Annotated in this window: 18 protein-coding genes; 3 read left to right on the forward strand and 15 right to left on the reverse strand. The window is 35.9% G+C overall.

From position 1 onward, the window contains the following. Positions 1-183: 183 nt before the first annotated feature. The 4 genes from gatB/aspS to F6U93_RS08695 all read right to left on the reverse strand — a co-directional run bounded on the left by gatB/aspS (position 184) and on the right by F6U93_RS08695 (position 6,763). Positions 184-3,525 (reverse strand): bifunctional amidotransferase subunit GatB/aspartate--tRNA ligase AspS, encoded by a 3,342-nt coding sequence (gene gatB/aspS, locus F6U93_RS08680; protein ID WP_150938873.1) that lies wholly within the window; start codon positions 3,523-3,525, stop codon positions 184-186. After that, positions 3,525-4,925: an amidase family protein gene (locus F6U93_RS08685; RefSeq protein WP_150938875.1), complete on the reverse strand. Its 1,401-nt coding sequence runs from the start codon at positions 4,923-4,925 to the stop codon at positions 3,525-3,527. Before F6U93_RS08685 ends, gatB/aspS begins: the two co-directional genes overlap by 1 nt. A 3-nt stretch (positions 4,926-4,928) precedes the next feature. Beyond that, positions 4,929-5,195 carry an Asp-tRNA(Asn)/Glu-tRNA(Gln) amidotransferase subunit GatC gene (locus F6U93_RS08690; protein ID WP_191963482.1) on the reverse strand — a complete coding sequence of 89 codons (267 nt, stop codon included), beginning with the start codon at positions 5,193-5,195 and terminating at the stop codon, positions 4,929-4,931. A gap of 278 nt (positions 5,196-5,473) precedes the next feature. After that, positions 5,474-6,763: a porin gene (locus F6U93_RS08695; RefSeq protein ID WP_150938879.1), complete on the reverse strand. Its 1,290-nt coding sequence runs from the start codon at positions 6,761-6,763 to the stop codon at positions 5,474-5,476. A gap of 493 nt (positions 6,764-7,256) precedes the next feature. On the opposite strand from F6U93_RS08695, the gene gyrB reads away from it, so the two are divergent. Together gyrB and mdh are read left to right on the forward strand one after the other, a co-directional pair. After that, positions 7,257-9,206 carry a DNA topoisomerase (ATP-hydrolyzing) subunit B gene (gene gyrB / locus F6U93_RS08700; protein WP_150938881.1) on the forward strand — a complete coding sequence of 650 codons (1,950 nt, stop codon included), beginning with the start codon at positions 7,257-7,259 and terminating at the stop codon, positions 9,204-9,206. Between the two features lie 565 nt (positions 9,207-9,771). After that, entirely contained in the window at positions 9,772-10,698 is a 927-nt protein-coding gene (gene mdh, locus F6U93_RS08705) for a malate dehydrogenase (protein ID WP_150938883.1), read from the forward strand. 244 nt (positions 10,699-10,942) lie between these two features. On the opposite strand, the gene F6U93_RS08710 is transcribed toward mdh, so the two are convergent. From F6U93_RS08710 to F6U93_RS08755, 10 genes are all read right to left on the reverse strand, one after another. Then, the gene (locus F6U93_RS08710) at positions 10,943-11,308 is read right to left on the reverse strand and encodes a hypothetical protein (protein WP_150938885.1); all 366 of its coding nucleotides are present in this window, start codon (positions 11,306-11,308) and stop codon (positions 10,943-10,945) included. 101 nt (positions 11,309-11,409) lie between these two features. Further along, positions 11,410-12,951, reverse strand: coding sequence for an arylsulfatase (locus tag F6U93_RS08715; RefSeq protein WP_150938887.1), 1,542 nt, complete (start codon positions 12,949-12,951; stop codon positions 11,410-11,412). A 124-nt stretch (positions 12,952-13,075) separates the two neighbouring features. Further along, the gene (locus F6U93_RS08720) at positions 13,076-15,229 is read right to left on the reverse strand and encodes a DUF748 domain-containing protein (protein WP_150938889.1); all 2,154 of its coding nucleotides are present in this window, start codon (positions 15,227-15,229) and stop codon (positions 13,076-13,078) included. A 283-nt stretch (positions 15,230-15,512) separates the two neighbouring features. Next, the gene (locus F6U93_RS08725) at positions 15,513-16,553 is read right to left on the reverse strand and encodes a DUF6515 family protein (protein ID WP_150938891.1); all 1,041 of its coding nucleotides are present in this window, start codon (positions 16,551-16,553) and stop codon (positions 15,513-15,515) included. A 26-nt stretch (positions 16,554-16,579) separates the two neighbouring features. Next, positions 16,580-17,305, reverse strand: coding sequence for a DUF2092 domain-containing protein (locus F6U93_RS08730; RefSeq protein ID WP_150938893.1), 726 nt, complete (start codon positions 17,303-17,305; stop codon positions 16,580-16,582). 221 nt (positions 17,306-17,526) lie between these two features. Continuing rightward, positions 17,527-18,021: a DUF192 domain-containing protein gene (locus F6U93_RS08735; RefSeq protein WP_150938895.1), complete on the reverse strand. Its 495-nt coding sequence runs from the start codon at positions 18,019-18,021 to the stop codon at positions 17,527-17,529. 1 nt (position 18,022) lies between these two features. Then, positions 18,023-18,952: a prolipoprotein diacylglyceryl transferase gene (lgt, locus tag F6U93_RS08740; RefSeq protein WP_150938897.1), complete on the reverse strand. Its 930-nt coding sequence runs from the start codon at positions 18,950-18,952 to the stop codon at positions 18,023-18,025. A 19-nt stretch (positions 18,953-18,971) separates the two neighbouring features. Then, positions 18,972-20,102 carry a peptidylprolyl isomerase gene (locus F6U93_RS08745; protein WP_150938899.1) on the reverse strand — a complete coding sequence of 377 codons (1,131 nt, stop codon included), beginning with the start codon at positions 20,100-20,102 and terminating at the stop codon, positions 18,972-18,974. Further along, entirely contained in the window at positions 20,099-20,635 is a 537-nt protein-coding gene (gene gldI, locus F6U93_RS08750) for a gliding motility-associated peptidyl-prolyl isomerase GldI (RefSeq protein WP_150938901.1), read from the reverse strand. Before gldI ends, F6U93_RS08745 begins: the two co-directional genes overlap by 4 nt. Beyond that, entirely contained in the window at positions 20,628-21,647 is a 1,020-nt protein-coding gene (locus F6U93_RS08755) for a DHH family phosphoesterase (RefSeq protein ID WP_150938903.1), read from the reverse strand. Before F6U93_RS08755 ends, gldI begins: the two co-directional genes overlap by 8 nt. 165 nt (positions 21,648-21,812) lie before the next feature. Here F6U93_RS08755 and F6U93_RS08760 point away from each other — a divergent pair, with 165 nt between their 5' ends. Further along, on the forward strand, positions 21,813-22,232 hold the full coding sequence (locus F6U93_RS08760) for a nucleoside-diphosphate kinase (RefSeq protein WP_150938905.1): 420 nt from the start codon (positions 21,813-21,815) through the stop codon (positions 22,230-22,232). Between the two features lie 206 nt (positions 22,233-22,438). Here F6U93_RS08760 and F6U93_RS08765 read toward each other — a convergent pair whose 3' ends face one another. Beyond that, on the reverse strand, positions 22,439-22,630 hold the full coding sequence (locus tag F6U93_RS08765) for a cold-shock protein (RefSeq protein WP_067150460.1): 192 nt from the start codon (positions 22,628-22,630) through the stop codon (positions 22,439-22,441). Between the last annotated feature and the right edge of the window lie 20 nt (positions 22,631-22,650).

Here is a 22,650-nt window from a genome sequence, read left to right on the forward strand (position 1 = left end):
TCAAATAGTGAACTTTGGTGTTTTTTTTAATGAAGGGTAACAACCAAATATAAAACATTATAAACATACAACCCGTCCACCGATATATAACCCAACAAAAAAGCCCCAGATAAACTGAGGCTTTTTTTTAAAGTTTTATATGGGATCCTGAAAGAAGTTCAGGATGATGAAGGTTTTTTAGATTTATTTCTTCATCACTTTCACATTCATTTCTTCTACTTTTTTATCTGGTAATAGAGAAGGCGCTCCAAAAAGTAAGTCTTCACTGGTTCCTGTTTTTGGGAATGCCATAACCTCTCTAATCGATGCTTTTTTCTCTAAAATCATCATTAAACGGTCTACACCCCAAGCAATTCCGCCGTGTGGAGGTGCCCCGTAGTGGAAGGCTTTGTACATGGTACCTACGCTGCGCATCATCTCTTCTTTGTTGTAGCCCATATTTTTGTATGTGGCTTCAAGAATTTCAGGTTTGTGAGCACGCACAGAACCACCACCAATTTCGTAACCATTTAAGATTAAATCGTATTGTTGGGCGATAATACTTCCTATTTCTTCCTCTTTACCATTCATGTGTTTGTCTAAATCATAAATGGCTGGCATAGAAAACGGGTTGTGTGTGAACGTCCAGTGGCCTTCGTCTGTTTTTTCAAACATCGGGAAATCAACTACCCATGCCGGTCTTAATTCCTTAGGATTGATTAAACGTAACATACTTCCTAATTCTTGACGTACCGCGTCTAGAGCTTTATTCGCCGTGGCATAATCGGCAGCCGAGAAGAATACAATATCACCAACTTGTGCCTGAGTGGCTTCAATAATACCTGCAGCAATATCTTCACCTAAAAACTTGATGATTGGCGATTGTAAATCGTTTTCATTTACAATAATATAAGCCAAACCACCTAAACCGTGTTGTTGGGCAACACCAGTTAGTTTTTCAATCTGCCCTTTAGATAAACGTTTGCTGCCTTGCTCTTCAGCCGAAACTTTAATACATTTTACAATACCACCTTCTTCAATAGGTTTACTAAATACCTGGAAAGTAGTGTCTTTAACAATTTCGGTAATGTCTTGTAATTTCAATCCGAAACGTAAATCTGGACGGTCGCAACCATAAGAATCCATGGCTTCTTTATAGGTAATGACTTCAAACGGGTGTAAAATCCATTTTTTGCCATATATTTTTTGAACAATGCTATTGAACATGTTCGTGTTCAAATCAATGATTTGTTGCATGCTACCGTAGGCCATTTCAATATCCAACTGTGTAAATTCTGGCTGACGGTCACCACGAGAATCTTCATCTCTAAAACAACGCGCTATTTGAAAGTACTTCTCGTAACCAGAAACCATCAACATTTGTTTGAATTGTTGTGGTGCCTGCGGAAGGGTGTAGAACGCACCAGCTTGCTTACGTGTAGGCACGATAAATTCACGTGCACCTTCATCGGTTCCAGCACTTAAAATAGGCGTTTCAATTTCTAAGAAATCTTGATCGTCTAGAATATCACGCATCATTTTAATCACTTTGTGGCGGTTCACAATCACGCGGCGCACATCGTCATTTCTATGGTCTAAATATTTATATTGAAAACGTACGTTTTCATTTGTTTTTGTTGCTCTTTTTATTTCGAAAGGCAATGTTTTAGAAAGGTTTAAAATTTCTAAATCTGTTGCTTCTAATTCAATTTTACCGGTACGTAAAGCAGCGTTATAATCGTCTTCTTTTCGCTGTAAAACAGTGCCTGTTACCGTAATAACCGATTCTGGTTTTAGGCGTACCAATTCATCTAAATTAGGAAAAGACTCTCTACTCAAACGCACTTGGAAGATTTGCGTACTAGAATCACGTAAATCGATAAATATCAACTCCCCGTGATCACGCACGCTAGATACCCATCCTGAAAGTGTAATGCTTTCAGAAATTTGTGCTTCCGAGACATTGGAAATCACATGAGTTCTATATTCGTCCTTAATAACGATAGGAATTTGTGGTAAAACCTCTTCTTCCTTTTTTGTTGTTGGTTGATTGTTGCTGGTTGTTGCTTGCTCTGTGCTTCCGGCATCAGTATTCAATGTGCCGTCATTATTCCCAGAAAGAGCACCCAAAATGCCTTCGCGGATCACTTTTCCTGAAGCGCCTTTACCAATAATAGCAATCACTTTTCCAACAAGAATTCCGGCTTTACCTGGATTGCCCGATTTGATGTCGTTAGCAATGGCTTCGTTTTCAGAAATAACCTTGGCAATAGCTTCCTCTATTTGAGATTCAGAAATACTGTTGTCCTTAAAATATTTCTGGTAATCAAATGCGCGGTCTTTTAAATAGGCTGTTATTGCATTTTGAACCAAAACAGAAGTAACCTTATCTTCCTTAAACATTTGGAAGATTTCGATAAGGTGTTCAATGCGGTGAATCGAACCATAATCATCGGCTCCAATATTATTTACCAGCGTTTTTGCAACAAACGACGGATCTTTAATCACGTTATTAATCGCAACAAAAGTTTCAGAACGTAGCGAATCTGCTGTAAAGAACTTAGCATCCTGAGGTAAAACACCACCTTTAATTAAAATGGATTCAACAGCAAAAGGTAAGGTTGAAACATCAACATCAATAGATTCAACGACCTCTTTAATGCTTACAAAAGGTAAGTCTGGTTCCGAAATAAAACGGTAATCAGCTTCAAATTCCTTTTTACGCATGGTTTTGGTTTGCTTTAATTCAGCATCCCATAAAACCGTAGTCTGATCTGGTCTAAATTCTTTGTTTTCGATGTAGTAATTCAGTTGTTTTTCAACTTCTTCCTTTAATGCATCGACCATAAACTTAAAGGAGTTCAGGTTTTTAATCTCGGTACGCGGATTTAACTCGTAGCCACGTTTTTTACGAAGCGACACCGATACATCCGATTTAAACTCACCTTTTTCAAGGTTTGCTTCAGAGATTTTTAAATTCTGTACAATACGTTGAATGTACTGCGCGTAAGTTGAAGCATCTTCAATATGACGAATACATGGTTCAGTCACAATCTCAATTAGAGGAACCCCGGCTTTGTTAAAATCAACTAAAGACACTTTCTTTTCGTGCATCAGTTTTGCGGCATCTTCCTCGATATGAACCTGCGTTAAATTTACAGTAAACTGCGACCCATCATTACGGAAACAAGACACTTGTCCGTCTGGAATCACAGGGTTGTGAAACTGTGTAATTTGTATGTTTTTCGGATTATCTGGGTATTCATAGTGTTTTCTATCCCAAGAAATTACTTCGTTGGAAAAGGTTGATTTTACCGCTTTACCAAAATAAATCGCCTTCGTGATAGCTTCTTTGTTTATGGCAGGTAAAACACCCATTTGCCCAGTACAAACCGAACAGATATTTTGATTAGGTTGTTCTATTTCTTGATTGGCACAAGAACAGAATAATTTTGTATTGGTGTTTAATCGAACGTGGGTTTCCAGACCGATTACTAATTCTAAGTCGTGCTTTTTTAATAGCTCGTTTAATTGCTCCAGTTCCATTATATCGTGTCTTTTAAGAAGTTAGCAAACTTCAAAACGAGTTCGTCATTATTTTTTGCGGCTGTAATTTGTAAGCCTGTACTTGTGCCTTGTGGTACGGTTAGCGTTGGTAGTTGCCCTAAGCTAAATCCAACCGTGTAAGCATCAGATAAATACATGGCTAGAGGATCTTTTAAACTATCGCCAATTTTAGGCGGTGTACTTGGTGTTACTGGTGACAGGATGATGTCTACTTCATTAAAATCTTTTTCAAAATTTTCTGAAATTTGATCTCTCAAGCCTAAACTTTTTAAATAGATTTCATCTGAAAATCCTTGTGATAACACTTGGTTTCCACCAACAATTCTACGTTTGGTTTCTTCTGAAAAATTCTCAGAACGGGTCACCGAGTAGGTTTCTTTTAAATTTTCAGCTTCAATACGGCTCCCGTAATTGGTGCCATCTAAACGTGAAAGGTTAGAGGCAGTTTCTGCCATAGCTAGGGTGTAGTATGTAGAAACTAAAGTATTTGATTCAAAGAAATCTAAAGCTTTCACTTCAATGCCTTTGGCTTTTATTTTTTCGATGGTTGCTAAGAAATCTGCTTTTACTTCAGCATCAATGGCTTCAGATTCAATGAAATTCTTGAAGTAACCAATGGTTTTTATGTCTTCGGAAGTTGAAATCGCATCTTTATCAATTTCCGCGGAAGCGTAAGTCGTTTGGTCCTTTACATCTTTTCCGCTCATAGCGTTTAACACGATGCGAATATCTTCAAGAGACTTGGCAATAGGGCCAACACAATCGGTTGAAGAGGCATAAGCCATTAATCCATAGCGTGAAATGCGCCCGTAAGTGGGTTTTAAACCATACACATTGTTGTAGCCTGCAGGCTGACGAATAGAACCACCGGTATCACCTCCAATAGAGAAAACGGTGTAATCTTTAGCCACATTAACGGCCGATCCACCACTGGAACCACCGCCAACTAAATCGGGATTGTTGGCATTTTTTACGGCTCCGAAAATGGTGTTCTCACTTGAAGACCCATGCCCGAAACTGTCACAGTTTTCTTTTACTAACGGAATGGCGCCAGCATCCAATAATTTTTGAATGGCTGTCGCGGTGTATGCCGACTTATAATTTTTAAGCAAGTTTGAACTCGCCGTTGTTATCGTGCCTTGAACCATGTACACGTCTTTAATACCAAAAGGAATTCCTTCTAATAAACCAATGCTTTCGCCATTGGCAATTTTAGCATCTACTTTTGCAGCCAGTTCTAAAGCTTTTTCGCCAAGTAGGGCGTTAACGGTATTGTTGGTGTTTTGCTTTAATGCGTCTAATTTACTTTGCACAAGTGCTGTACAAGTAATTTCCTTGTCCACCAGCTGTTGGTGGATTGTTTGTATTTGAGAGTCCATAACTTATTCTTCGATGACTTTAGAAACGACTAAATAACCGTTTTTTTCTTTTGGGAAGTTTTCAATAATGATTTGTTTTTCCAGTGGAGAACTGTCAATCACTACGTCTTCTCTCAAATTATTTAATGACACGCAATTATGATTATTATTAAAAGAATTATTATTTGTAAGATTGGCATTTTTAATAACTTCAAATAATTTGTTCACAGTCTCGGAAGGCTGTGCTCCTTTAATACTCGACAAAACGTCGACTGTCATAATTTTACTCATGTCTTTTTTATCTATTTTAAAGTGAAACTTTTAAGCGGGTAAAATTACAAAAGATTTTAGGTAGTTTGAGCATTACAAAGCCTAAAGTTGGAATTATGTTATGATTATAAAAAAAAGGGAGTAAAGTGTTATGATCATTGAAATATTAATAACAATGAAGCGGGTATAATGCGTTTTTTGCTTTCAATTTGCGACTAAAACAGGACTGGTGTTGTTTTCAGGCTTTATTGGTGGTAAAAACCTTAACAAGCCTGTAGTATTAGTCTTTTTTACGACGATTATTTTAAAGCGATTTGGTATTGTAAAACAGCCATGCCTTTATAGTCAATGTTGTTTAAGCCGACTGTGTCAAAGATAGGGCGGTATTGGTAACCTAAGCTTATTTTGTTGTTGTGAGAACCGCTCATTAGAAAGTTAACCGTAAAGTCATAAACAGTCATGGGGTCATTTAGCGCGTTCCATTTGGCATGTTGAATCGCTACATTAGGTTGAATGACGACAACCTGATTGAATATTTTGTTTTTCTGAAAGGCAAAACCCCATTGAAAGTACCATGTGCTTCCGGTTCCCATCATGGGAAAAGCAACTCCGGCACCATTAAAATCACCATTTTCTACACCATTGGTGGGGTTGTTTGCACCAAGATTCCTGATGTAATCTTTGCCGTAATCAAAATTGTAATAGCCTAAATATGCGGTAATCGCTTGTTGGTTTTTTAGGGGTAAATTTAAAAACGAATCAACCGCCCAGTGCTTCATGTCATATAAGTTGGTATTGGGGTCTTGGGCATCACCATCGCTAAAGGCTTTTTCTTGAAATTGAAATCCAGCACCAATATTAAAAACTTTTTTAGCAGACAAATAGGTGCCAGCTTGGTAAGCCGATTTGTTTGATTCATTTTCAAAAAACTGATATTTCACATAAGATGAGGTTTTCCAACGCGGTCTGTTATTTGCAAAATCTACTTTACCATCAGGGATAGCGGAGACTTGCTTAGGTTGATTAACCGAAAGTCTGTAATCAAAATGCCCGGCCTGACCTTTAATCCAAATCCCAAATTGACGCCCTAAATCATCATTTTTTTCAACCGTGTTTAATGGAAATAAAGGTGAGTCTAATCCCATTAAAGAGTAGCTGGAGCGAACATTCCAACGGCTCAAACCTTGGTAACCTGATTTACCTAACCCAACTGTAAACGCTTTAGAAAAGGCGTATTCGGCATAAAAGTCTAAAACACGAATCCAAGGTCCACTGTACTTGATGTTGTAGTTGTTATCACCAAAAAGTGCAGAAGCGTATAGTTTAGGTGTAATTTGTGCAGACAGAGGAATTCGTAGTCTACGTATAGAGATGTCAGTAAAATGAGATGTCGGTTCGTTATTGACTAAGGAGCTATTGTTTAAATTGGAGTAGCGCAACCAAAATTGAGCACGTACATTCCAGTTAAATGAAGGTTTGAAAGCTTCTTTTTTTAAGTCTTCAGTGGTAGATTCAGCTTCTTGCCCGATTACTAATTTCGGGGTTGTAAGCAGTGCAATAAATATGACTAAAAGCTTTATGTTTTTCATTTTTGAGAACTCTAACTTCATAATTAATAAACAAAATTATAAACATTGTTAATGAGGAAAGGTGATATTTCTCATTTTTTAGAAAAAATATTCAGCTGCGGTAAAATTGATGTTAAAATGAATTAATGTGTTCGTTTTTCTTGAATCTCCGAAGTTAAATAAAGCGCTTAGAGCGGTTTTTGATTTTGTAAGGATTTTGGTGAGGCTAATAAGAAGTGAAATCGATTTTAAGATACTTTTTAAGCGATTTAAGCATGTTTTTAGTAATTAACAATTGTTGATAATTTTGAGCATCACTCGACGAAATGCTTTAATATGAGGTCATAAAGCCGTATATTTGTTTGTGTTCAAAAGGATGCTCAATGGCATCTTTTTTTATGCAAATGTTTCAGCGTTGTCTTGATTTAAATGATAGATAGTTTGAAACTTGTTACGCTTCCGCGGAAGCTTGAAAAATCAATTAACAAGAACATTAATTTAGAAAACATAAATTATGAGCGAACCTAAAGAAGAATTTAATAAGCATAATTATTCTGCAGATAGTATCCAAGCCCTTGAAGGTATGGAGCATGTGCGTATGCGTCCGTCGATGTATATTGGTGATGTAGGTGTACGCGGATTACACCACTTGGTTTATGAGGTTGTAGATAACTCCATTGATGAGGCTTTAGCCGGACATTGTAATAATATTACAGTAATTATTAATGAAGATAACTCGATTACTACAGAAGATGATGGTCGTGGTATTCCTGTAGATTTACACAAAAAAGAAGGGGTTTCTGCTCTTGAGGTTGTAATGACTAAAATTGGAGCAGGTGGTAAGTTTGATAAGGATTCTTATAAAGTTTCTGGTGGTTTACACGGTGTTGGTGTAAGTTGTGTGAATGCTTTGTCTGATCATTTAAAAGCTACTGTTTATAGAAATGGTGAAATTTGGGAGCAAGAATATGAGCGTGGTAAAGCCCTTTACCCAGTTAAAAAAGTGGGTGATACCGATAAACGTGGTACCATTGTAACTTTCAAGCCAGATGCGTCAATTTTTACCCAAACTTTAGAATATAGTTATGACACTTTAGCGAGTCGTTTGCGTGAGTTGGCTTACCTTAATAAAGGGATTACAGTTCATTTAATTGATAAGCGTCACGTTAAAGAAGATGGTGAGTTTGAAGGTGAAACTTTTCATTCAGAAGAAGGATTAAAGGAATTTATCACCTATTTAGATGCTACTCGTGAGCCTTTAATGAAAGATGTGATTGCTTTTGAAGGTGAAAAAAATGGTGTTCCAGTTGAGGTCGCTATGGTTTATAATACTTCTTATGCTGAAAATTTACATTCTTATGTAAATAATATTAATACCCATGAAGGGGGAACACACTTATCAGGTTTCCGTCGTGGTTTAACTCATACGCTTAAAAAATACGCCGATGAATCTGGTTTATTAGATAAGCTTAAGTTTGATATTGCTGGTGATGATTTTCGTGAAGGTTTAACAGCTATTGTTTCTGTAAAAGTTCAGGAACCTCAGTTTGAAGGTCAAACTAAAACTAAACTTGGTAACCGTGAGGTTTCGGCTTCTGTAAGTCAGGCGGTTTCAGAAATGCTTACCGATTATTTAGAAGAGCACCCTGATGATGCTAAAACCATCATTCAAAAAGTGATTTTAGCGGCTCAAGCACGTCATGCTGCTCAAAAGGCGCGTGATATGGTACAGCGTAAAACGGTAATGAGTATTGGTGGTCTGCCAGGAAAATTATCAGATTGTTCAGAACAAGACCCTACAAAATGCGAAGTATTCCTTGTAGAGGGAGATTCGGCGGGTGGAACGGCCAAACAAGGTCGTGACCGTGCATTTCAAGCTATTTTACCTTTAAGAGGGAAAATTTTGAATGTTGAAAAAGCCATGACACATAAGGTTTTTGAAAACGAAGAGATTAAAAACATTTTCACTGCCCTAGGTGTAACCATTGGAACAGAAGAGGATAGTAAAGCGCTAAACCTTTCAAAATTACGTTACCATAAAGTCGTTATCATGTGTGATGCCGATATTGATGGTAGCCACATTGCGACCTTAATTTTAACCTTCTTCTTTAGGTATATGAAGGAGTTGATTGAAAACGGACATATTTACATCGCAACACCACCATTATATTTAGTGAAGCGTGGTGCTAAAAAACGTTACGCTTGGTCTGACCAAGAACGTGATGCGATTATAGCAGAATTTGGTGACGGTGCTAAAATACAACGTTATAAAGGTCTTGGTGAGATGAACGCAGAGCAACTTTGGGATACCACAATGAATCCTGAGTTTAGAACTATGCGTTTAGTTCAAATCGATAATGGTACGGAAGCCGATAGAATCTTCTCTATGTTAATGGGAGATGAGGTGCCACCACGTCGCGAATTTATTGAGAAAAATGCCGTTTATGCTAATATTGATGCGTAACGTAATAGTACTTATACCAATTATAACCTAAAATGAGCCATAGAATTTGTTTCTATTAAACTCATATTCCAAATTATTTAGGGCGCCTTTTAAGTCATAATTGGTATTATTGATATATTGAATAAGACCGTCTGAATTTATTTTTCAGACGGTCTTTCTTTTTCTAAACGGTTTCAATTTTAAAAATGATACCATAAAAACATTTTACTTTAATCAGTGATTTGAGAAGTTTATAAATAATTTCTAAATTTTTATCATAAAAAAATTAGGTAGTCTCAAAAAACTAAGGAATAGCCTATTAGTTTTTTATTAAAAGGGTTTTAATTCGTAAATTAGCGTGGTTTGAACTATAATTTTTAGTGGTAACTGAATGTTGAAAATATGCTTATAGTCATTTTTGTCATTCAGAACGAAGTGAAGAATCTTCTAATAATCAGTGAGGTTCCTCGTTTTCTCGGAATGACAAAATTAAAATAGTTTTAGGTCATGATAAATTTCAGGTTATCAACTTATTATAATTCAAACCTAAAAACAAATTAAATACTAATAATAAATAATAGAAAAAATGAAAGTAACTGTAGTAGGAGCAGGAGCAGTAGGTGCAAGTTGTGCAGAGTATATTGCTATTAAAAATTTCGCTTCAGAAGTTGTGATTCTAGACATCAAAGAAGGTTTTGCAGAAGGAAAAGCAATGGATTTAATGCAATGTGCATCTTTAAATGGTTTTGATACTAAAATCACAGGTGTCACTAACGATTATAGCAAAACAGCAGATAGTGATATTTGTGTGATTACTTCAGGAATTCCTCGTAAGCCAGGTATGACTCGTGAAGAGTTAATTGGTATTAACGCTGGAATTGTTAAAGATGTGTCTACAAGTTTATTAGAACATTCTCCAAACATGATTCTTATTGTGGTGAGTAACCCAATGGATACCATGACTTACCTAGCACATAAAGCTACAGGCATGCCAAAGAATAGAATTATTGGTATGGGTGGTGCTTTAGATTCTGCACGTTTCAAATACAGATTAGCTGAAGCTTTAGGAGCTCCTATTAGTGATGTTGATGGTATGGTAATTGGTGGACATAGTGATGTTGGTATGGTGCCATTAACAAGTCACGCAACAAGAAACAGTATTAAAGTTTCTGAATTTTTAAGCGAAGAGCGTTTAGAGCAAGTTGCTGCTGATACTAAAGTTGGTGGGGCTACCTTAACGAAGTTATTAGGAACTTCTGCTTGGTACGCGCCAGGAGCTGCTGTATCAGGTATGGTACAAGCTATTGCTTGCGATACTAAAAAGATTTTCCCTTGTTCAACTTACTTAGAAGGTGAGTACGGTTTAAATGATATCTGTATTGGTGTACCTGTAGTTTTAGGAAAAGATGGTATTGAAAAAATCGTTGATATTCCTTTAAGTGATGCTGAAAAAGCACACGTGCAAGCTAGTGCCGAAGGTGTAACAAAAACTAATGGATTATTAAACTTATAATAATTTAATAAGTCCTTAAAAATAGAAAACGTCTGAAAATTAATTTTCAGACGTTTTTTTATGTTCTAATACCAATTTAATTTTATAATGTCGTATTCTTAATTTGAATTATTTTTTGTTCAGATGAAATAGAAAATCCAAGCATAGCCTTAGCTATGGTTTTATTTTATATTGAAATATGGGCGAAAAAGAAACAAATTATATGCAACATTATATGGTTAAAATGGTAAAAATTCAAGAAAAATTATAGGCCTACCACTTTAAGGGCTTGCTTTAATAATTTTGGGTTTTTGGTAATGTAGTCAATAGCATGATCTGTTAACGATTTATTTCCAAGAATTGACTGCATTAAGTTTGAATTGCTAGAAGAATTAGATGCTAAATCCATTACAGACTTTGCTGTTTCCGGGTCCTTTTTTAAATAATCGATAGTTTTAGATTGTAAATCCTCATCTTTCATTAAGGCTTGTTTCACCTTTTCTGTTTGTGAATCACTTAATTGTGATGAACCTGCAGCTTGGATGTCTGAAGATTTTAAAGGAAATGATTGCGCTGACATTGAAATAGCTGAAAACGCAAGTCCGATGGTTAATAATACTATTTTTTTCATAATGATTTTAATTTAATGGATTAAAAGTAAAAAGAGGCTTACAAAAAACAATGTGGTCTGTTACGGTTTTAAATAAGCCTGTTTTTACATATAAACGGTTTTTAATTATTTGTAGGTGTTGATAATTGTTCCATCACTTTGTCTAAACTGAAACTTGCAGCTTTAGCTCGTGGTGGGTAATCTTTAAAGGTTTTTAAGAAATTGGCAACATAAGCTTGTGCTGGTACTAGTAAAAAGGCATGGTCTAATAACCAATCATAATAGGTGTTAGATGTTATGCTTGCAAATTCATAAGGGTCTCTTCTTAAGTTATAAATCATAGGTAACCTTAAAGGTGTAAAAGGTTCTGCCCATACTTGTAATGTACCTGGGCTTCTTTGTTCCATAAAAATAAGTTTCCAATCGTCATATCTTAATGCCGTTAAATCGCCATCATCAGAGAAATAAAAGATTTCGTGACGTCTTCCTTCTTTCTCTTCACCTTTTAATAAAGGTAGCATGTTGTAGCCATCTAAATGTACTTTAAAGGTTTTTCCGTTTGCAGAGTGACCTTTTAAAAGTTTGTCTTTTACTTTATCATCTCCAGCAGCCGCAAGGAAAGTTGGCATCCAGTCCATACCAGAAATGATCTCATTTGAAATTTGTCCAGCAGGAATTTCAGCAGGCCATCTTACCATAGCAGGTACTCTCCAACCGCCTTCCCAGTTCGTGTTTTTCTCACCTCTAAAAGGGTTGATACCAGCATCTGGCCAGGTGTTTTTATGAGGACCATTATCAGTAGAATATAAAACGATGGTGTTATCAGTAATGCCTAATTCATCTAATAAGTCTAAGAATAGTCCAATATGCATGTCATGTTCAACCATACCATCACCATATTCGTTTTGTCCAGAAATTCCTTTATGCTCTTCTTTTACGTGAGTTCTAAAGTGCATACGGGTACCATTCCACCAGCAAAACCATTGTTTTCCTGCTTTATGTTGCTTTCTAATCCAGTCCATGGCTGCTTTTGATGATTCGTCATCAATAGTCTCCATACGTTTTTTAGTAAGTGGCCCTGTATCTTCTACCTTACCATCAGCTGTTGAATGAATGACACCTCTTGGCCCGTAGTTCTTTCTGAAATTTGGATATTTTTCTGGATCTGGATAATCTCTTAATTCAGGCTCTTCTTCAGCATTTAAGTGGTAAAGGTTACCAAAAAATTCATCAAAACCGTGATTGGTTGGTAAGTGCTCGTCGCGGTCACCTAAGTGATTTTTACCAAACTGTCCGCTTGTATAACCTAGAGGTTTTAAAAGTTCTGCAATCGTTGGGTCTTTTTCACTAATACCTTCTTTGGCTCCTGGCATTCCTACTTTACTTAATCCAGTACGGAATACACTTTGTCCTAAAATAAAAGAAGAACGACCAGCAGTACAACTCTGTTCAGCATAATAGTCGGTAAAGATAACGCCATCTTTAGCTATTTTATCAATATTTGGAGTTTGGTACCCTGTGATTCCCATTGAATAGGCACTAACGTTTGATTGTCCAATGTCGTCACCCCAAAGGACAAGAATGTTTGGTTTTTTTTGAGCGGATGCGGATGCTGCGATTAAGCACATGGCCAGGGCAGCTCCAATTTGTTTGATTGTTTTCATAAATGTTTGAATTAATTATAAAGTAAAGATAAAAATTATTGCTGTTTATTAAGTTTTGTATCTAGAATTAACACTAGTTTAATGCTTAATTTTCCTGAATTTTAATAGCTTTTAATGCTTAACCTTAATCTTCGGCTGTCATACCATAGCTTATTTTAAACTTAGGGAAGGTTCCGGTGTTTTCAGGGTCTTCTTTTTTAGCCTCCTTGATTTCAGTTTTGCTGAAAGCTGCTTGTTCTTTTATGTAAGTTTCAGTGCTTTGAATTAGGCTGTTTTTGTAAGCGACAACCAAACTGTCCTTTTCAGGTTGTTGCACTAGCTTATTAATGGCATCGTCTAAACTCAAGGAGTCTGTTTCTGCTTTTGCGAGGACAAACGCTTCAAAGTCTTTGTCTTGCTTTTCGTAGTCTTCTCGGGTTTCTTGAAAAAAGGCTTGACCGAGTTTAGCTTTTGCCAGGGCTTCCCCTTGCAGCTTGTTATCTACAAAATAGGTCAGGTCGATCTTTAGTTCTGGCTTTTTCTGTTCCAGTTCTAGCAATTTATCAAGCTGCTTATAGTTCTTTTCAGAAGGGATACTGTCGGTATAACTGAAATCAATTTCTTCTAAATCTTTTGGGTCACCGCCAACCAAACCAACCAAGAAATTTACAGGCGCGGCTACGGTTTTGCCAATAACATTCTTGAAAGTTTGCCAAACAATTTTCCCAATGTTGATATCAGGGTCGTTTAAGTTTCCTCTAACAGGAACATCTAAATGAATATCTCCATGTTTATCGGTGAGTAGGAAAAAAGCAAACTTTAGGGGTAAATTATAGAGTCCGCCTTTAGTGTTTTCTAATGAGGCGTTTTTTACTAGTAACTTGTTTTCGCTTTCAATTTGACCATCTACAATTTTTGATTTTGAAGTGTAAAACATGTCTCCCTGTAAAATACTGTGACCCATATAATAGTTTGTGTAAATGTTTAGGTCTGGTAATAGAAAGTTTTCGATTGAAATGTCTAAAGTTGAATTGTAATAATCGTTAGGATTTAATCCTAAATTGGCTTTTAAAGTCCCGCGATTGTTAAGTAGCATAGTGGAATAAATATCTATCCACTCAGAAGTGCTGGTTATTGCTTTGGAATTAATTTCTATATCACTTAAATGGTAGTTGAATGGTTCTCCGGTTAGATTATCGGTGTAATCTAATACACTGTTTTCTACAACAAGTTGGTTTACGGCATAGTACAATGCTTTTTCATTTGAAGCTAAAGTGTCTTTAACTGCTGTTTCGGTGGTTTCTGGACTATCTAATTTGAAAATTTTGAAAAAGTTATTGGAGGTGGAGTCTAATTGAAAAAAGGTGTAAGAGTTGTTAATTTTAAAAGTGTCAAAAGTATAAGAGCTGTTGTAATAGTCTATGGCTTTGATTTTTGATTCGATGTGTTTGGCGCCTAAAAACTTTTTATTGGCCTTATCTGTCATTTCAAAATTGTTGACATCAATTTTTCCTGAAACAATAGCTTTCGAAGCTTCATTCGTATTTCCCGTAATTAATATTTCAGAATTGACACTGCCTGATAAACTATTAATTTCAGCATGTTCAGCCACGTATTCGTAGAAGGGTTTTAATTGTAATTCACGAATGGTGAAGTGTGCATCAAATTCGCCGCTAGACGGATCTACATTGAGTGAAGATTTAAAATAACCGCCATTTTTTAAATTAAATTTTAAGTCGGCATTACTTTTTTCTTCTTGATCCCAACCGATGTACGGGATTTCAAAGTTAAAATCTTCCACATGAGTTTCTTTATTGACATTCTGGTCGTTAAAAAAGAAATTGGCATGTTTTAAAGCAATGTCAGAAATACTAAATTTCAAAGGGGGAGAATCTTCTTTTTGTATGGTGTCGGTTGAGTTGTGAAAAGCCACAAGGTCATCAAAGTTAAACGTTGAATCTTTCATAGTGGTGTTTACCGTGAGGTGGCTAAAGTAAACTTGGTCAATTTCAACCTTATCTTTTATGAGTTTAAGCGGGTTTAAGTTTAGTAGAAAAGTATCTAAAACAATAAAATCATCGGTGTCATTCTGTTCAAACATTTTAAAATCATAAACACGAACGGTGCTTGTGAAGTAGTTGTATTTTAAGCTTCCAATGTCTATTTTTCTCCCTAAAAGGGTTTTGCTATTGTTAATAGCGTAGTTTTTAACCAGAGTTGGTAAAACGGCAAGCCCGATAACAATTATTGCTATAATTGAAAAAAGAATGATTTTAGTTTTTTTCTTTATTCTGGTCATTTTGAACTTTGAGGGTTAAGTTTTTAAAGACGTAAAAGTTGTTGCAATAATTGATTGTCTGTAAACGGTCAAAATACTAAAAATATTTTGGTTCTGTCATTCAAAAGTATGACTGAAGAATCTTTCAATAATAAGTGTGAGATTCCTCTATTCCTTGGGATGACAATAAAAGACATTAGATATGTTAACAGTTATACAGATTATAATACTATAAATAAAAAAAACAAGCTTATTTCTTGTATTTAATAAGCTTGTTTTTTTATTATAATCATGATTTAGAAATTTATTCGTCTTTTACTTCTACAATTTCATACATGTCTTTACCATCAACTTGAATTGGTTGGTAGTATGTTTCTCCAAATTGAACATAAGTTACGTCTCCTATTTTTACTTCTTCGCCACCTTCAGGTAAGCCAGGAACAATGGTTCCTGCAGTGGCGGGAACAACAATATATCCATCTTTATTTTTCTCATAAAAAGCGCCACCGTAATAGTAATTGTTGGTTTCGTTAACTTCAACTTTTTGAGCTTCTTTTGGGATTTCTGGAACTTGAGCACCAACTGGAGCTTGTACAGCTTCAAAGCCATCTTCTGTTTTTAGGTAATAGGTACCGTTATCATAGTGGTATTCTTCGTTTTTATCATCGTTATTGTCACTAATAATCGCTACAATAATAGCCGTTCTAGCTAATGAGGTTACAAAATAACCCCATGGGTGCCAAACTGGTCCCCAATAAAAAGGCGTGTAAGGATGGTAATAGTATGGTCTGTGGCAATAATAGCCTCTTCCGCCATATCTATACGGAGGTCTTGTATATCTTGCATGACTTGATCTTACTCGTGTATTTCTAATGTTGTTATTATGACGGCTGTTGTTAACGTTGATGTTTACATTGTTGTTGCCTATATGTGTTTTGTTTCCAACTTTATTGCCTCTGTTGTTTCCTATTTTATTGTTAGAAGTACGTTTTACCGTAGAAGTTTTTCTGTTGGTAGAAACATTTCTTGAGGTTGATTTATTGGCCACTTTACCTTTTGATTTACTAGAACCAAAACTGCGGTTTCCCGTTGTTCTACCGCCTCCATTAATAGACCTTATTGGTGTTGATCTGTGGGTTGTTGTCGCTCGAGTATTTGATCGGCTAGGTGTGCTTCTATGACTAGGCATGCTACGGCTTGCACCGCCGCCTCTTGATATACCTCCGCCACCTCTTGATGCACCATGCCCCATACGTTGGGCAAGTAAATCAGAAGGAAAGGCTAAAGCTACAAATACAAATAAAAGTCCAAATTTATGTTTTATGTTTAATGAATATGATGTCATGATGATTAAATTTTAAAGTTAACAAACTACTTTTTTAAGATGCTAATGAGTCTTGAGTTAGGTGGTGGAAGAAAGTTAAACTTAGCATCTGGGATGCTAGGGTTTAAGCGCCAGTCACTAAATGTAGCCTCATACTGCATATTTGATTTGTCTTTATAGATAATCACAAAATGTTTAGGTAGCACATCTGATTCACTAGATACCCAAATTTGAACATTAAGTTTTTTGTTATTCGCCATAATGTGGTAGCACTCTTCGTTATCATATGTTTTTTTTCCTAGAAATTTAATACTATCAAAGTCTTCAATTAAATCATCTGTGAAAGCTGGATAGAAAAAATCGGCGGCAGGAAATTGGAAGTCGTAATTCGCGTGCATGTCGTCGATCATAGCTAATGTGGTTTCTGGAGCTTCAAGAGTCACGTAGTTGTTTTCGTTGTAATTGAAAAAATTCATGTGTGAACCATCGTACCAAAAACCTTTGTCGTATTCTGTACCTTTTATACGAATATGTAGTTTATCTGGACCAGAAAAAGTAATATCACTTTCATGGTGTTCTTTAACGATGTGTTTGTTTACATCAAGTTCGTCATTAGAACTGCTCAAGTGAAAATTAACAGCGTGTAAATCGCCAATAACGGCAGTCATTTTGTCTAAAATAAATACGGCTGTGGAGTCAATTTCTTTGGTTTCCTGAGTAAATCCTACGGACGTTACCAGAATGAGGGCAAGCGCAAATAATTGGTTTTTCATAATTATGGAATGGTTTTTAGTGTACTAGAACCGCTTTAACGAATTTAATTAAAGTGAAATCTATTGTCTTTTACGGGATTGTAAATTAATTAATATGATTTGTTTGACTACAATGTCTTGTAAATATAATAAAAATCCTTTTGAATTTATGCCGTAATTATTTTAGCAGGTTTTGTAATCCTTCGCTTTACTAGAAGAGAGAAGTGTTTTTTACTTTTGAATTAATTAGTAGGACTTTTGGAGAAGTTTATTTGGTCACCAACTGAAAGTTGCCAAGTATTTACTAAACCAGCATTGACTTCTAAAACATATTGAGCTAAGCCGTTTGAAGGTAACGAAGACTCGTCATAAGGCACGGCGTTTTCTTGAAAACTTACAATAGATTTATCTGCTGAAATATAAATAAGATCTATTGAGAATTCAGTGTTTTTCATGTAGAATGAGTGTTCTCGTTCATCTTTAAAAACAAAAAGCATAGCTCGGTTGTTTTTCATAGAATCACGATACATCAGACCCGTTTGTATGTCGAAATCGGTATCGGCAATTTCAATATCTAAAGTGATTTTAGTGCTGTCAGAATCTTTAATGATGCTAAGGCTTCCTTCTTTGGTAAAGGAAACTTCGGTTTGCTTGATTATTTTTTTATCGTTCTTACAGGCGCTGAATGTTAAAACAGCGAGTAAAACATATATAATGACCTTGCGCTTAAGAAGCATCTTATGTTGTAGCCGATTTAGGTTTATAGATAAACATGAAATACAAGCCTATTAGTACAAATGGAATACTTAGCCATTGGCCTGTATTAAGTCCAAACCAGTTGATGTATTCATCACCTTGAGGTTCTTTTGTGAATTCAATAAAGAATCTGATCGTCCAAAGTAATACTAAAAATAAACCAAATAAGAATCCTGGTTGGTCTCTTTTAATCGTTTTTGTGTAGAAGAACCACAAGATTAAAAAGACAAATATATAGCAAAACGATTCGTATAATTGTGACGGATGGCGATAAGGCACGGCGTCTAATAAGTTCTGAAACTGCGGATTGGTAGCGATGGCATCATATGCTTTTTGAGCATCATTAATGCCTGTTAGTTGCATGGCTTCTCTCTTGTAATACTGATCTTGAATAAAACGGACACCAAAATTTGAATCGGTTATCTTTCCAATGATTTCAGAGTTTATAAAGTTTCCAATACGTATAAAAATGGCACCAGAAGCCACAGGAATCACCACGCGGTCTAAAATCCAAAGCAATGATTTGTAATTGTATTTTTGTCGGTATAAATACATGCCTATTATAATACCTATGGCAGCACCGTGACTGGCTAAGCCTTGAAATCCTGTAAATTCAAAACCACCTTTAAATTTGAAAGGTAAAAAGATGCTGAAGAAATCTTCTGTAATCAACTCCGATTGATAGAATAAAACATGTCCCAATCTGGCACCAATCATGGTCGCTAAAACGGTATAAATAAAAAGCGGGTCTAAATAAGTTAAGGATACTTTCTCCTTGGTGAAAATACGTTTCATCAAGTACCAGCCTAAAACAAAAGCGGTCACCCACATGAGGCTATAAAAGTGAATTTTAAAGTTCCCTATAATATCAATTCCTGTAAGAGGATTCCAATCAAATTTTAATGGATGCATAGACTTTAAGCTTTGTTTTTTATTTTAAAAGTTCTAAAATTTCAACTTCAAATATCAGGTTTGATTTTCCCGGTATTCCTCGGGTTCCACTGTCACCGTAAGCTAAATGATAAGGTATAAACAAGGTGGCCTTGTCTCCAACATGAAGTTGTTGAAGGCCTTCTTTAAATCCAGGAATCATATGGGCATTAGGTTTGAGCTCCGCTGTAATCGGGTGGTATTTATTGGCGAATTTACGCTTTTTGTTTACAGCACCAAGGGCTTCAGCGACATCAATTTTACTGGTTTCTATTAATTTTCCGTTAACAAAAAATACGGAGTAGTCTACCAAGGCTTTGGCGTTTTTGGGTAGCTTTTGTCCCTCGCCTTTTTCAGAAATATAAAACTTTAAACCTGAATCTAGGGTTGTGGCTTTTTCTTTTTGTTCTTCAAACTTATCGTGAGTGGCCTTTAAAGTGGCTGCGGCTTTTTCTTTTTTCTCTTTTGCGAGACGTTCTTCTTCAGCAAAGTGATCTTGGAAAATTTTAGGCGCATTAAAGGACTTTGCGGCTTTACCTTTTCTTATAATAATCACATGTTTTAAAACGATATCGTGTATCGGTCTGTGTTTTTCATTGGTATTTACGTTTGAAATAGAGTCTAAAACATCGAGGCCAATAATAACTTCACCAAAAGCCGTATGTACATGATCTAAATGCGGTTTGGCAGCATCAGTAATGAAAAATTGACTTCCGTTAGCGTTTTCACCAGGATTAGCCATAGATAGAATACCGGGTTTGTCGTGTTTAATATCAGCATGAAACTCGTCCATGAATTTATAACCAGGGTTGCCCTTTCCTGTACCTGTAGGGTCTCCACCTTGAATCATGAAATCGTTCATTACCCTATGAAAAATGCTTCCATCGTAATATTTTTTACCCTTATAAGGCTTTTTAACCAAGGTGTTGGTGCCTTCAGCGAGGGAAACAAAATTAGCCACAGTTACCGGTGCTTTTTCGATGTCAAGCTTGGCAATCATGATGCCTTTTGAGGTTTTCAGTTCGGCATACAAACCATCTTTCAATTCTGAGTAAGAAGGCTCACATGAGGAGAGGTTCAAGCAGAATATGCAAAGTATAATTTTAATCGTGTGCTTTACTATTATATTCATTCGCTTTGAGTAATTGAATTTACAGTAACTTGGCAAATTAAAGGTATGTTGCTTCCAATTCTGTTTTCATCGCCATAATAACCGTAGGCCTTTTGAGAAGGGAAGTAGAAGGTCACTGTTTCACCTGTTTTCATGAGTTTTAAGCCTTCACGTAGTCCTGTGAATAACTCCTCCTTATCCATGGTGTAATTTTGAGTTTTTAATTCTTCTGCAGAATAAATTAATTTACCATTAAGTGTTTTTACGTTGTAATTATAGTTTACTAAATCACCAAGATCTGGTGTTTCTAAAGAATCTACTTCAATTTTTGTGTTATAGTAGTACCAAAAACCGCTATCGGAAGCCAAGTACTCTTGACCTTCTTGGTTTAATATTTTTTCAATTGTAGCATGTTCCCTAGCATTAAGCTTTTTGTTACGTTCAACAGAAGCATCAATGAAAGAGCCAGATTTTACAGAAACAGGTTTGCGCGGTTCGGGCATTTTGCAGCCAAAAGCAACAAGAGCTAATGCGATTAATAGTAGTTTATGCATGGTTTAAGTCTTGGTTATAACTAGGCAATATACTAATAAATTTTTCAATAGTTTTATTGAGTGATAATTCGCTTCGTCCTCCGGCAGCATTAGTGTGTCCGCCACCATTAAAATGAGCGCGAGACATATTGTTGACCGAAAATTCACCTTTAGAACGCAGGGATATTTTAATAATACCTTCTTGTTTGTCTTCAATGAAAATAGCAGCTAATACAACGCCATCTAATGATAAAGCGTAATTCACAATACCTTCAGTATCACCTTTTTTATAATGATATCGGTTCAATTCCTCTTGAGATAAGCTAATGTAAGCAGCACGTGACTCTGGAATCACCTTCAAATTGGTTAAAGCGCAGCCTAGTAACTGTAGGCGTTCAAAGCTATTGGTGTCGTAAACATTGTTGTGAATTGCAGAATTATCGGCACCCTTTTCAATAAGGTTGGCTATAATACGGTGTGTGGTGCTCGTGGTACAGTTAAATCGAAACGACCCCGTATCGGTCATGATCCCTAAGTATAGACAAGTCGCGATGTTCGTGTCAATGAGGCTTTCGTCACCTAATAAATCTATAAAGTGATATACCATTTCACAGGTAGAACTCATGCTTACATCACTATACATGTACGTGGCGTAATCATCTGGTGCTTGGTGATGGTCTATCATGACTTTTAATGCATCACTTTCGGCTAAAACCGTTTCCATGTTTCCTGTTCTATGAAAAGCGTTAAAATCTAGGGTAAAAATAACATCTGCATTATTGATTAGTTGGTTACAAGCACTGGTTTCAGCGTCATGAATACGAATATTATCGTTGCCAGGAACCCATTTTAAAAATGAAGGGTAATCGTTTGGCACGATAACTTGAGCATTGTGATGGTGTTTTATAAGGTAGTGGTAGAGGCCTAAGGTCGAGCCAATGGCGTCTCCGTCAGGGTTTTTATGTGGTACAATTACAATCTTTTTTGGTGATGATAATAATTGTTTAATGTTTGATATATCTTGTTTGTTCATAGAGGGCGAAGATACAATTTTTTAAAACTGGTTTAGTTGGTTTTTTGTATAAATAGGTTACTTTTGCAGCCTAAACCATGGAAGGTTTATTGCTTTGTTTTCAAGAAATTATCATTTTATGAAGACAATTCTTTTATAAAATTAACAATACATTAAATATTAAAAATGGCAACAAATAGAACATTTACAATGATTAAGCCTGATGCGGTTGAAAACGGACACATTGGGGCGATATTAGAAAAAATTTCTGCTTCAGGTTTTAGAATCGTAGCTTTAAAATTAACGCAAATGACCAAAGCTGATGCTGAAGCATTTTACGGCGTTCATAGCGAGCGTCCGTTTTTTGGAGAATTAGTGGAATTCATGACGCGTGGTGCTATTGTGGCTGCCATTTTAGAGAAGGATAATGCTGTTGAAGATTTCAGAACTTTAATTGGTGCAACAAATCCTGCTGAAGCGGCTGAAGGAACTATCAGAAAATTATTCGCAACTTCTATTGGGGAAAACGCGGTTCACGGAAGTGATAGCGATGAAAATGCGGCGATTGAAAGTGCTTTTCATTTTTCAGGAAGAGAGCAGTTTTAGTTTTATACAATAAACCAAACTTCTCGACTCCGCTCGAAGACCGAAAACAAACAACTCGTAATAAATCTAAATTCCGTAACAACTTTGTTGCGGAATTTTTTGTTCGTTAAATTTCGACTTGAGGTGGTTTTACCTCAAAAAGAGGCACAAAAAAAACCTATCAAAAATGATAGGTTCTTATTGTAATTGTTTAAAATAGTATATTGTTAGACTACTTTTACGTTTACGGCGTTTAATCCTTTTCTTCCTTCTTGAAGATCGAATTCTACAACATCACCTTCACGAATTTCATCGATAAGTCCTGAAATGTGTACGAAATGTTCTTTGTTGTTGTCTTCTTCAACGATGAAACCAAATCCTTTAGAATCGTTGAAAAATTTTACTGTACCTTTACTCATTGTATTTGTATTATAAAAAT

The organism is Pseudotamlana haliotis, from assembly GCF_008806375.1.
In the GTDB taxonomy this organism is placed as follows: Bacteria; Bacteroidota; Bacteroidia; order Flavobacteriales; family Flavobacteriaceae; genus Pseudotamlana; species Pseudotamlana haliotis.

What these genes read in the sequence shown, in the direction of transcription:
- F6U93_RS08730 (WP_150938893.1), bottom strand. Translation starts at nt 17,305, where the DNA reads ATGAAAAACCAATTATTTGCGCTTGCCCTCATTCTGGTAACGTCCGTA.
- F6U93_RS08695 (WP_150938879.1), bottom strand. Translation starts at nt 6,763, where the DNA reads ATGAAAAACATAAAGCTTTTAGTCATATTTATTGCACTGCTTACAACC.
- F6U93_RS08715 (WP_150938887.1), bottom strand. Translation starts at nt 12,951, where the DNA reads ATGAAAACAATCAAACAAATTGGAGCTGCCCTGGCCATGTGCTTAATC.
- F6U93_RS08725 (WP_150938891.1), bottom strand. Translation starts at nt 16,553, where the DNA reads ATGACATCATATTCATTAAACATAAAACATAAATTTGGACTTTTATTT.
- gatB/aspS (WP_150938873.1), bottom strand. Translation starts at nt 3,525, where the DNA reads ATGGAACTGGAGCAATTAAACGAGCTATTAAAAAAGCACGACTTAGAA.
- F6U93_RS08735 (WP_150938895.1), bottom strand. Translation starts at nt 18,021, where the DNA reads ATGCTTCTTAAGCGCAAGGTCATTATATATGTTTTACTCGCTGTTTTA.
- F6U93_RS08720 (WP_150938889.1), bottom strand. Translation starts at nt 15,229, where the DNA reads ATGACCAGAATAAAGAAAAAAACTAAAATCATTCTTTTTTCAATTATA.
- F6U93_RS08755 (WP_150938903.1), bottom strand. Translation starts at nt 21,647, where the DNA reads ATGAACAAACAAGATATATCAAACATTAAACAATTATTATCATCACCA.
- mdh (WP_150938883.1), top strand. Translation starts at nt 9,772, where the DNA reads ATGAAAGTAACTGTAGTAGGAGCAGGAGCAGTAGGTGCAAGTTGTGCA.
- F6U93_RS08760 (WP_150938905.1), top strand. Translation starts at nt 21,813, where the DNA reads ATGGCAACAAATAGAACATTTACAATGATTAAGCCTGATGCGGTTGAA.
- F6U93_RS08745 (WP_150938899.1), bottom strand. Translation starts at nt 20,102, where the DNA reads ATGAATATAATAGTAAAGCACACGATTAAAATTATACTTTGCATATTC.
- F6U93_RS08765 (WP_067150460.1), bottom strand. Translation starts at nt 22,630, where the DNA reads ATGAGTAAAGGTACAGTAAAATTTTTCAACGATTCTAAAGGATTTGGT.
- F6U93_RS08710 (WP_150938885.1), bottom strand. Translation starts at nt 11,308, where the DNA reads ATGAAAAAAATAGTATTATTAACCATCGGACTTGCGTTTTCAGCTATT.
- lgt (WP_150938897.1), bottom strand. Translation starts at nt 18,952, where the DNA reads ATGCATCCATTAAAATTTGATTGGAATCCTCTTACAGGAATTGATATT.
- gyrB (WP_150938881.1), top strand. Translation starts at nt 7,257, where the DNA reads ATGAGCGAACCTAAAGAAGAATTTAATAAGCATAATTATTCTGCAGAT.
- F6U93_RS08690 (WP_191963482.1), bottom strand. Translation starts at nt 5,195, where the DNA reads ATGAGTAAAATTATGACAGTCGACGTTTTGTCGAGTATTAAAGGAGCA.
- gldI (WP_150938901.1), bottom strand. Translation starts at nt 20,635, where the DNA reads ATGCATAAACTACTATTAATCGCATTAGCTCTTGTTGCTTTTGGCTGC.
- F6U93_RS08685 (WP_150938875.1), bottom strand. Translation starts at nt 4,925, where the DNA reads ATGGACTCTCAAATACAAACAATCCACCAACAGCTGGTGGACAAGGAA.